The organism is Mucilaginibacter rivuli, from assembly GCF_019391655.1.
Lineage (GTDB): Bacteria > Bacteroidota > Bacteroidia > Sphingobacteriales > Sphingobacteriaceae > Mucilaginibacter > Mucilaginibacter rivuli.
This window is the reverse complement of sequence record NZ_JAHXPQ010000007.1, coordinates 149,556-160,403: the sequence shown is the minus strand read 5'-3', so window position 1 is coordinate 160,403 and position 10,848 is coordinate 149,556. Positions and strand designations below refer to the sequence as shown.

8 protein-coding genes are annotated in these 10,848 nt (G+C 41.1%); 4 read left to right on the top strand and 4 right to left on the bottom strand.

What is annotated here, in order from left to right; all coding sequences use genetic code 11:
* Window positions 1-61 precede the first annotated feature (61 nt).
* Window positions 62-1,255, top strand: a complete 1,194-nt coding sequence (locus KXQ82_RS16585) for a pyridoxal phosphate-dependent aminotransferase (protein WP_219489573.1) — start codon at window positions 62-64, stop codon at window positions 1,253-1,255.
* A gap of 55 nt (window positions 1,256-1,310) precedes the next feature.
* Here the strand turns inward: KXQ82_RS16585 and KXQ82_RS16580 are convergent, their stop codons facing one another.
* The gene (locus tag KXQ82_RS16580; RefSeq protein ID WP_219489572.1) at window positions 1,311-3,731 is read right to left on the bottom strand and encodes an outer membrane beta-barrel family protein; all 2,421 of its coding nucleotides are present in this window, start codon (window positions 3,729-3,731) and stop codon (window positions 1,311-1,313) included.
* Between the two features lie 322 nt (window positions 3,732-4,053).
* On the opposite strand from KXQ82_RS16580, the gene KXQ82_RS16575 reads away from it, so the two are divergent.
* Complete coding sequence (locus tag KXQ82_RS16575; RefSeq protein ID WP_219489571.1) at window positions 4,054-6,672, top strand: MGH1-like glycoside hydrolase domain-containing protein; 2,619 nt, start codon at window positions 4,054-4,056, stop codon at window positions 6,670-6,672.
* A 293-nt stretch (window positions 6,673-6,965) separates the two neighbouring features.
* Here KXQ82_RS16575 and KXQ82_RS16570 read toward each other — a convergent pair whose 3' ends face one another.
* On the bottom strand, window positions 6,966-7,406 hold the full coding sequence (locus tag KXQ82_RS16570; protein ID WP_219489570.1) for an Hsp20/alpha crystallin family protein: 441 nt from the start codon (window positions 7,404-7,406) through the stop codon (window positions 6,966-6,968).
* A gap of 156 nt (window positions 7,407-7,562) precedes the next feature.
* Between KXQ82_RS16570 and KXQ82_RS16565 the strand changes: the two genes are divergently transcribed.
* Together KXQ82_RS16565 and KXQ82_RS16560 are read left to right on the top strand one after the other, a co-directional pair.
* The gene (locus KXQ82_RS16565; RefSeq protein WP_219489569.1) at window positions 7,563-8,006 is read left to right on the top strand and encodes an acyl-CoA thioesterase; all 444 of its coding nucleotides are present in this window, start codon (window positions 7,563-7,565) and stop codon (window positions 8,004-8,006) included.
* 36 nt (window positions 8,007-8,042) lie between these two features.
* Window positions 8,043-8,774 (top strand): hypothetical protein, encoded by a 732-nt coding sequence (locus tag KXQ82_RS16560; protein ID WP_219489568.1) that lies wholly within the window; start codon window positions 8,043-8,045, stop codon window positions 8,772-8,774.
* 44 nt (window positions 8,775-8,818) lie between these two features.
* Here the strand turns inward: KXQ82_RS16560 and KXQ82_RS16555 are convergent, their stop codons facing one another.
* Window positions 8,819-10,216 (bottom strand): FAD-binding oxidoreductase, encoded by a 1,398-nt coding sequence (locus tag KXQ82_RS16555; RefSeq protein WP_219489567.1) that lies wholly within the window; start codon window positions 10,214-10,216, stop codon window positions 8,819-8,821.
* Window positions 10,206-10,574 (bottom strand): dihydroneopterin aldolase, encoded by a 369-nt coding sequence (gene folB, locus KXQ82_RS16550; RefSeq protein ID WP_219489566.1) that lies wholly within the window; start codon window positions 10,572-10,574, stop codon window positions 10,206-10,208. Before folB ends, KXQ82_RS16555 begins: the two co-directional genes overlap by 11 nt.
* Window positions 10,575-10,848: the final 274 nt, after the last annotated feature.

Here is a 10,848-nt window from a genome sequence, read left to right as displayed (position 1 = left end):
ATAACAGCCAAGTACCCGTAAAGTTATTTTCTATATTTGCCGCAACAAGCAAAAAAAATATATGAATGCACTGAGCGACAGGATCAATAATTTATCCGAATCTGCAACCATTAAAATGGCCAAACTTGGCCGCGAACTTTCTGCTAAAGGTGTTGATGTGATCAGCCTTAGCTTTGGAGAGCCTGATTTTCATACCCCCGAGCACATTAAAACTGCTGCCAAGGAAGCTATGGATCAGAACTACACTTATTACACACCTGTAGCCGGTTACCCCGAACTACGAAAGGCGATAGCGAATAAGTTAAAGGTGGAAAACGGATTAGATTATGATGCAAGCCAGATAGTAGTATCAACAGGTGCTAAACAGGCTATTGCTAATGCGTTGCTATGTTTGGTTAACCCGGGCGAAGAGGTAATTATCCCTACGCCATACTGGGTATCATACAGCGAGGTGGTTAAGTTAACCGAAGGTACCAGTGTTTTCATTAATAGTACTGTTGAAAACAACTTTAAAATTACACCTGAGCAATTAGAGGCGGCTATCACACCAAAAACAAAACTTTTCATGTTCTCATCGCCATGTAACCCTACAGGCAGTGTATACAGCGAAGAAGAATTGGCCGGTTTGGTAAAAGTTTTCGAAAAATACCCGAACATTTATATCCTGTCTGACGAGATATATGAGCACATTAACTTTGTTGAAAAATGCGTTTCTATCGCGTCTTTCCCATCGGTTAAAGATCGTGTGGTGATCATCAACGGTTTCAGTAAAGCTTACGCGATGACCGGATGGCGCATTGGCTACTCGGCATCAAACAAAGAAATTGCTGCTGCATGCGATAAACTGCAAGGTCAGATCACATCAGGAACATGCTCTATTACCCAACGTGCCGGTATTGCCGCTGCCGAAGGTGGTTTAGAAAGCGTTCACGAAATGCGCACAGCTTTCCGCAAACGCCGTGATATTGTTTACGATCTGTTGAAGAACATTGATGGTGTAAAAGTGAACCTTCCCGAAGGTGCGTTTTACTTCTTTCCGGATGTTACTTCGTTCTTCGGTAAAAGCTACAACGGCAAAACGTATAACGATGCTGATGAGTTAAGCATCTTTTTATTAGAAGAAGCGCACGTTGCAACCGTTGGCGGTGATTCTTTCGGCGATCCGAAATCTATCCGTATATCATACGCCGCGTCAGAAGAAAAACTGATTGAAGCGATGAGCAGGATCAAAAATGCTTTAGCTAAACTGCAATAACAGATCTGATCTTTATTTCATAAAAAAGCGATGGTTTTAATAACTCATCGCTTTTTTAGTTTCCACCCCCGGCGCGGCCTTGCTCTTCGAGCGCCGCTGCCCTATGTTTACGCTCTTCTTTAGCGCCCTTGCTACCAAAAGAGTAAACCATACTCAGCTGATACGTTCTGAAAAAATTACGCGCGTATGCCGTATAATTGAGGCCCTGGTAATCGGCATAGTAGGTATTATAGTAAGAGTTGAAAACATCGGAAACCTGGAATTGAACAGATCCCATTTTATTAAAAATACTTTTGCTCAGGCCCGCGTTAACCCGGTACCTGCCATTATAATGATAAAATCCCTCGTACTTTGGCGACTCATAAGTTGTAAGCAATTCGGCTTTAAACTGCTTTAAAAAGCTAAACTGCTGCTGGATGTTTAAATTAACCTCCTGGGTATTGATGTTATAATCAGTTCCGTTCAAACTATTATCATAATGCTCATAAGATATATCAGCATTTAAATTGGCTTTCCACCATTTAGCAACATCAACAGCCTGGTTAATTTGCACACCGTAGCTGTTATTATATCCAAAGTTTACTTTTTGCGCTATAATGTTACCGGGTAAAAACGTAACAAAAACATAATTACGGGTAATTGATGTACTTAATGTAACACTAAATTTCTGTTTAAAAGTGTTTGTGATCTCGACATTGCTTGTGTACTGAGGCTTCAGTTCGGGATTGCCAATATAGTAGTTATACTGGTCCTGGTAGTTTAAAAACGGGTTCAGATCGGTATACATTGGCCTCCGTATCCGGCGGCTGTAAGAAAACGAAAGCTGATCGTTATCATTCAGGTTTGATATTAGCTGGAACGCCGGGAACAGGTTAACGTAGTTATTTGTTGCTACCGGGCTTGTTTTAGTTAACGATGTTGCCTGACCATGATTTATAGTCTGCTCTGCCCTTAGCCCAACCTCTATAGAAGTTTTTCTATTTAAAATGGCGCTGTAAGTTATGCCTAATGCATTTATTTGTTCGTTATAATTGTATTGATTAGTAAAACGCGGATCGGATTTATATACATTATTTGTAACGTAACCAAAATCGGCATTATTAGCATTAGTAACATAACTTACCTTAGCAGTTGCCAAAACAGACGACAGTTTATTCAGCTTAATATTATCGCTAACATTAAAAGAGTATATGTTATAAATTGTAGGAAAAGTGTTTTGTATATACGGTGGCTGCGGTGAACGTTGCAATATTATAACAGGATGCAAAACATACCTATCGGTATAAACTGTTTCAAAAGGCTTCCTGTCAAAAACAGAATAATCAGCATCGGCTGATAATTCGCCCCATTTACCCAGGCTACCTTTATAATTTAAGTTCAGTGTATAGGTTAGCAGTTTACGGGTAGTTAATGAGTTGCTAACAAACATAGAATCGGGCTTGGAATAAACCGTAGTAACCGTGCTTGTATTTTTAGTATAATCGTAATTACTATATATACCGTTTACCAGGAAACCAACAAGCTGCTTCGGGTTGATCGCATAATCCATACCCAGCCTGAAAATATTACCCCTATCGTTGAGATCGTTAAGGTAATCGGTATGCGCTTGTTTTAATGATGGATTATATACATCCCTATCGGTAACGGATAATCTTTGCGATATATTAGTAGCGCGTGTAAATCCGCCAAACAGGCTTATATTTTTATTATTATAATCTAAATTAAAGCCCGTACTCCATTTTTTCCTTGTTCCGTATTGCTCATTAATATCAGTTATGCCAAATGCTGCATTAACAGATCCCTTGATGCCATCAGTTTTATCGCGCTGTATTTTAATATTGATCACCCCTCCGCTACCCTCTGCAGAATATGTTGCATTTGGGTTGCTGATCAATTCTATTTGCGCAATAGTATTTCCGGGGGTGTTACGCAATAATTCGGCTAAAGCATCGGGCGATAAATAAACCTGCTTATTATTCATCATAACTGTTACGTCCTTCCCTCTGAGCTTTACATTGCCATTATCATCAACCAGAACGCCGGGTGCCGTATTCAATATATCCAAAGCGGTATTGCCTGCTGATAAAATACTTTTATTTACATTTAAAATTATTTTGCCCGGCTTTACATCAATATAATTAGCGGTTTTGGCAGTAATATCAACCTGCTTCAGGTCGTTTCCCTTCGTTATGGTAATGGCACCAACATCAATTGCATTTTGCTGTATGTTAATTATTGGCAAAATATACCTGCGGTAACCCAATACTGAAATATTAACAAGGTACGGCCCGGGTTTCAGATGATCAAACTCAAAAGCACCCTGGCCATTTATCAGAGACGTTTTTACCAGGCTTGAATCATTAGCCTTGAGCAGGTAAACAGCGCCCATTGGAACTGCTATTCCTTTAGTATCAACAACATTGCCCTTTATCGCCCCGTTTACCTGTTGCGCCGAAACAGAGGAACTACATAGCATAAGCATTATCCCGCTAAGGATAACCGTAATTTTATACCGCTTATAGTTAATGTAAAGTACTACCAATTAATGCAACATTTCGGTTACAATTTACTCACAGTAAATTAAAACTGCAACCATTGTTTATAAGTATTACAATAAAAGGGGAAATTTTATTGAAGTGCTAAATTAATAATTTAATATAATACTATCAGATACAACACATATTATTGCTGCACCCAACCAAAACATTGCATTTAAAGCAATATGGTAATCCTTTTAATGCTTATCTTCACGGCTTTGCATTAAAGTTATTTACAATTTAACAGGTTGAGTACACCCTATGACAGCTATTTCTAATAATCCGGAGCAAAACCGGTTAGACGAAAATTCGAAAAAAGATGTACCCTTAGAGCTTTGGGGGCCTTACCTGAGCGAGCGGCAATGGTCAACAGTACGCGAAGATTACAGTACCAACGGCGATGCCTGGAATTATTTTACGCATGACCAGGCCCGCAGTCGTGCTTACCGCTGGGGTGAAGATGGTATTGGCGGAATATCCGACTATTACCAGCGCCTGTGCTTTGCCATTGCTTTATGGAACGGAAAAGACCCTATTTTAAAGGAGCGGCTTTTTGGCTTGCCTAACGGCCAGGGTAACCATGGCGAAGATGTAAAGGAATTATATTACTACCTGGATAATGTACCATCGCATTATTACATGAAGTACCTGTACAAGTACCCCCACCAGGGCTTTCCGTATGATGAGTTGGTAAGCGTTAATTTAAACAGATCGAAATTAGAACCGGAATACGAGTTACTGGATACTAATATTTTTGATAATGACCGCTATTTTGATGTGTATATTACCTACGCAAAAAACAACAGCCAGGATATACAGATATGTATTGAGATAGTTAACCGCGCCGCAACAAGCGCGGATATTACCGTGCTGCCTACGCTTTGGTTTTATAATTACTGGCAATTTGACCAGGTAAAGCCAAAACCACTCATCAGCAAAATTGATACCGGCAGTGTAAAAGCAACCCACCCTAACGGGGGGGATTATTACCTGTATCATAAAGATGCCGCCTTTACCATGTTTACCGAGAATGATACCAATAAGGAGCGGATCTTCAGGCAAAAGAATGACAGCGTTTTTGTAAAAGATGCCTTTCACGAGGCCATCATTGATAAGGATAATATAGATCAGCTTAAAAAACAAACTACCGGCACCAAGTTTTCGCCGGTTTACCAATATACTATCCCCGGTAAGGGATCAAAAAAAATATACCTGCGCCTGAGTAAAGCCCAGCATGAAAACCCTTTTGATGAAGCATTTGAAAAAATGTTTGATACCCGAAAAGAGGAGGCCGATATTTTTTATAAAGCCATGCTACCGCCTGATACTTCGCCCGAGTTGGCAAATATTCAGCGTCAGGCATTCGCGGGCTTGTTGTGGAGCAAACAATACTACCATTACGATATCAGGGCGATGATATACAAGGGCAAAAACGCGTCGCCCGCATTAGAGAACCGCCCTAACCAGCGTAACAGCAATTGGAAATACCTAAAAAACCAGGACGTAATATTGATGCCTGATAAATGGGAATACCCATGGTATGCCGCCTGGGACCTGGCATTCCATTGTGTGCCAATGGCGTTAATAGACCCGGTTTTTGCCAAAAACCAGCTCATTTTAATTATGCGCGAATGGTATATGAACCCCGAAGGGCAAATACCCGCTTACGAATGGAACTTTAGCGATGTTAACCCGCCTGTACAGGCATGGGCAGCCATGCAGGTTTACCGCATTGAAAAAGAAAAGAAAGGCGTTGGCGATATTACCTTTTTAAAACGCGTGTTTCAGAAATTGGTGGTAAATTTTACCTGGTGGGCTAACCGGAAAGATATTGATGGCAACAACATATTTTCGGGTGGATTTTTGGGCCTGGATAATATTGGTGTTTTCGACCGCAGCAGCGTTATCAAAGATGCCGTACTGGAACAGGTTGACGGTACAAGCTGGATGGGCGCCTTCGCGCTAAACATGATGGATATGGCGGTAGAAATATCGTTACAGGATGAGGCTTACGAGGATATGGCCGTTAAGTTTTATGAACATTATGTACTTATAGCGGAAGCACTGAATGAACTGGGCCTATGGGATGAGCAGGATGGCTTTTTTTACGATACCCTGCGTATGGATAACGCCACGCCATATCACCTTAAAGTACGCTCATTAGTGGGATTAACATCCATGTTCGCGGTATCGGTATTTAACCTGGATGATTACCATAAACTGAATGATTTTAGGAAACGCGCCGGATGGTTAAACCGCTATCGTACACAAAACAACTTGTTTTTACCAACTACAGAAAACGACAAAGGGCAGGTATTGCTTTCACTGGTGCCTTTTGAGCGTTTGGCAAAATTGATGAGCAGGATATGCGATGAGAACGAGTTTTTATCAAAAGGAGGTATCCGGGCATTATCAAAATTCCATTTAAACAATCCGTATACTGCTAATATTAACGGGCACTCGTATTCTATAAAGTATGAGCCCGGCGACTCAACCACCAACCTGTTTGGTGGAAATTCCAACTGGCGCGGGCCAATATGGATGCCCATGAACTACCTGCTTATTAACGCGATAAAAGAGTATGCCAAATTTTATGGCGAAGAAACCAAAGTTATCTTCCCGACAGGGAGTGATAAGGAGGTAACTATTGGCGATGTGGCTAACGAATTGAGCCGCCGCCTCATCAGTATTTTTGAGCAAGATAACACAGGCGCACGCCCTGTACATGGCATACATTCCGATTTTTATAAAAAGCCCGAAAACGCCGACCTGATATTATATTATGAGTACTTCCATGGCGATGAAGCCTTTGGCCTGGGTGCCAGTCACCAAACCGGTTGGAGCGCACTGATAGCGAATATGATAAACGATATTTATTAGACTCACCCGGTCATCGCTCCGCTCGACCAGCCTCTCTCCCGCAAGCGGGAAAGAGGGTAAAAAACTTAAAAAATATTTTTTCCTCCTCTTTACGCAGCAGAGGGGGGCGGCCAACGTAGTGTCGCCGGGGTGAGTCAAAAAAAGCGGGGTGCCGCTTACGCAACACCCCGCTTCAACTAAACTAACAACCTATATGAAATACCATGCTATCAGCACTTATCTATCACACTTAACACGCATGGTATCCCATATATAAACTAAACCAAACTATATAATGAAAACCTTAGCCTAAATTACTTTACAGCAATTTCGCGGGTTTGAATTTTAGCTTCTTCTTTTTTAGCCACATTGATGTTCAAAATACCATCAACATATTCGGCGCTAATGTTTGCATAGTCAGCACTTTCGGGTAAAGTAAACGTCCTGCTAAAGGCGTTATAGCTGTACTCGCGTTTGCTGTATTTTTTACTCTCGTCAACGTTTTCAACTTTCTTTTCGGCTGATACAGTTAACAGGTTCTTCTCTAAATTTATTTTAAAATCTTCCTTTTTTAAACCCGGTACAGCCAACTCAATGTGAAACTGGTTTTCGGCTTCGGCAATGTTAACAGCCGGAGTTTTTGAAACCTGGCTTCCACCGAAATATTTATCATTTAATATCGAGTCAAATACATCAGTGAATAATGGATTTAAAGCGTTGTTTTTGTGTCCGTTTGCAAATTTTACAAGTGTCATTTTTATAATCCTCCTATATTGTTTTTTATTAACTTCGAAAACTCTAATTCAATTGCTATACCAAGGGCGGTTTTTATGCCCTTTTATACATTTTCGACAGAAACAAGCAGACAATTTGTCGCTTTAATATATTTATTACAGACATATTGACACAACATGACGCCTAACCTTGCTAACTTTAAGTACAAAACTCCCATACATATTCGCTTTTCGGACATGGACGCCTTTGGCCATGTTAACAATGCCATATATCTTACCTATTTCGAAATAGCCCGTGGCGACTACTGGACCAATATTATTGAGTGGGATTGGGACGAAATGGGCATCATTTTAGGCCGATCGGAAATTGACTACCGCAAACCCATCACCCTGAACGATACGATTGTATGCTATGTGCGCACCAGCCGTGTAGGCAACAGCAGTTTTGATGTGGAATATATCTTGTCGAAAGTAGTTGATGATAAGGAAGACATCTGCACTACCGGCAAAACGGTCTGCATCAGCTACGATTATAAATCGAACAAATCAATGCCGATACCGGATAAGCAGCGCAAAAAAATGATCGCGTATGATGAGCCGAGGTTGATTATGAATAGTTAGCTCCCCGGCCCCCTGAAGAGGGAGATTAAATTAAAAATGGCTACAGATTTTATGAGAAAAGCAACTTTGTTATTGTTTTTTGTCACCTACCTTGGTTTAGCGTCCAAAGCGCAGCAAAAATATTTGTGTGATATTGTTTTTAATCATGAATACCGAAATTCTGAAGGTTTAATGATGAATATTGATTATTGGTATTTTGGACCTGACATATTTGATCAAACTCGAATTTCAAAAGAATATACTTCGGCGGGCGCCCGGATAAAAGTTTTCAATCAAAATAGCGCAAAAGTAACTTACCAACTTTTAACAGGTAATCAATCTGGCTATAAAAGCCAGAATCCAAATGATTCACTTATCTATGTCTTTGATAAACAAAATATTGACGAGTCAACTTTAAGACGTAAAATATTGATCAATGAAAAATATTATCGTGCCGATACATTTTATTTAAAAGTTATCGATACACTATTACTTAATAACTATCGATTATCAAAAAGAGTATTTGGTAAGGACATCTTGAAGGATAAAAAGTCGTTAAAAATCTATGTACTTAAGTCGATAGATAGTTCGAATAGCCTTATGCTTCATTTTTGGGTAGAACAAATTGGAGTTGTTAAACTAACGAATGAAAAGTATTGGCGCTGCTCATTCGAGATGAAAGATACCAGAACTAAAGATTCCGAAAAACTATTTTCGGCTATTATGAATGTTATAAAAAGTAAATACAAAGACCCAAATTGGAAGCCCGATAAGTTTTATCCCGATTAAATCAGAACAAACTCGTATTCCCCCTTCAGGGGGTTAGGGGGCCTCTAAAATATCTTCCCCGGGTTCAAAATCCCATTCGGATCGAAAACCTGCTTTATCCCACGCATCAAATTCAGATTGATATCAGCATACTTCAAAGGCATAAATTCTTTTTGCACCAGGCCAATGCCGTGTTCGCCGCTGATGGTGCCGCCGAGGGCTACCGTGAGTTCAAATATTTCTTTAATGCCGTCTTTGAGTTTGGTGTTCCAGTCGGCATCGCTCATACCGGCTTTTATGATGTTTACGTGCAGGTTACCATCACCGGCGTGACCGTAGCAAACGGATTCGAAACCGTATTTCTCGCCTATGGCCTTAATGCCTTTGATGAGGGCGGGTAGTTCGGCGCGAGGTACTACGGTGTCTTCTTCCTTATACACGGAATTTGATTTAACCGATACGGCCATAGTGCGGCGCATGTACCAAAGCTCTTCTTTTTGTGCCGATGAATCGGCAAAGAGGATATCCTGGCAATCAAATTCTTCCAATACAGTGTTGATGGTTTCACAATCGCCGAATATGACATCGGCATTATTACCATCTACCTCGATGAGCAGGTAAGCGCCAATGCCGTCTTTAATATCAAAGTTAATGCCGTCATGCTCCACCACCCATTCTACTCCTCTGCGCTCCATAAACTCTAATGCCGACGGGATAATGCCCGCCCTGAATATAGCGGATACCGCGCCGCAAGCCTGCTCATTAGTTTGGAACGAGGCCAGCATGAGTACCGTTTGCGTTGGTTTTGGAATGAGTTTTACTACTATTTTGGTGATGATACCGAGTGTTCCTTCGGATCCTATCATTAATTGAGTGAGGTTATAGCCCGATGCGTATTTGAGCGTATTGGCACCTGTCCAGATAATTTCACCGGTAGGTAAAACCACCTCGAAGTTGAGCACATATTCGCGGATGGTACCGTACTTTACCACTCGTGGGCCGCCCGAGCAATTGGCCATGTTGCCGCCAATAAAGCAGCTGCCCTTACTTGCCGGGTCTACAGGGTACAGCAAACCCTTCTCTTCTACCGCGTTCATAAATACCTCGGTAATTACGCCGGGTTCAACAGTAGCCTGCAGGTTGCGCTCGTCGATACTGATAATGGTATTGAAACGCTCCATTGAAATGATCAAGCCGCCGTGAATAGGCAATGCGCCACCTGCTAAACCCGTGCCAGCTCCGCGTGGTGTTACCGGGATAAGTTTTGCGTTGCAAAGTGCTAACAGGGCCGATATCTCATCAGCCGTTTTGGGTTTTACGGCAACTTCGGGATAATAATGTAGGTCCTCGGTTTCATCATGGCTGTATTTTTCCAGGTCATCCCTTAAGGTAAATACGTTGCTATCGCCAACAATAGCTTTTATTTGTTGTAAAATATCTGCGGTTATGGAATTAAATTTCATCGGGCTTACGGTATGTTATTTCAACAAGTGAGCAGGCAATATCCGCTTTTATAGGCGGGTTCAATTTTTTCAGGCTTACGCGGATGGCTTCGGCAAAAGGGTAAGTTTCTTTTACTTCATCCAATATGCCCTGTACTACGGTTTCGAGTAGCTTGCGGGTAATGCCCATGTGCCTTTCGGCGATGGCGTATAGTTGTTCGTAGTTAACAGTGTGACCTATCTCGTCGGTATCAAAATGCTGTTGCTGTAAAAACGACACTTCAACATCTACCACAAAATTATTCCCCGAAACCTGCTCTTCGGGGTAAAAGCCGTGCCAGGCAAAAAACTGAATACCCTGTAACCCTACCTTAACCATGCGGTAAAGTTATTATACTGGTTTTAATTAACTGTACTGATTGATTGACTTTTTGGCAATGCGGTTGAAATTTTGTATATTGTAGGGATGGAAGATGTAAAATGAAAGACGGAAGATGTTTTGAATTTCTTTCTTACTTTATCCCCCCTCTTTATTTTTTATTGATTGATTTTTGATTGATTGATTATAAAAACTCTGTGCACTCTGCGAAAAACCCCGGTGACCTCTGTGGTTAAATTTAACCGCAAAGTACACAGGAGATAAGGCACGGAGA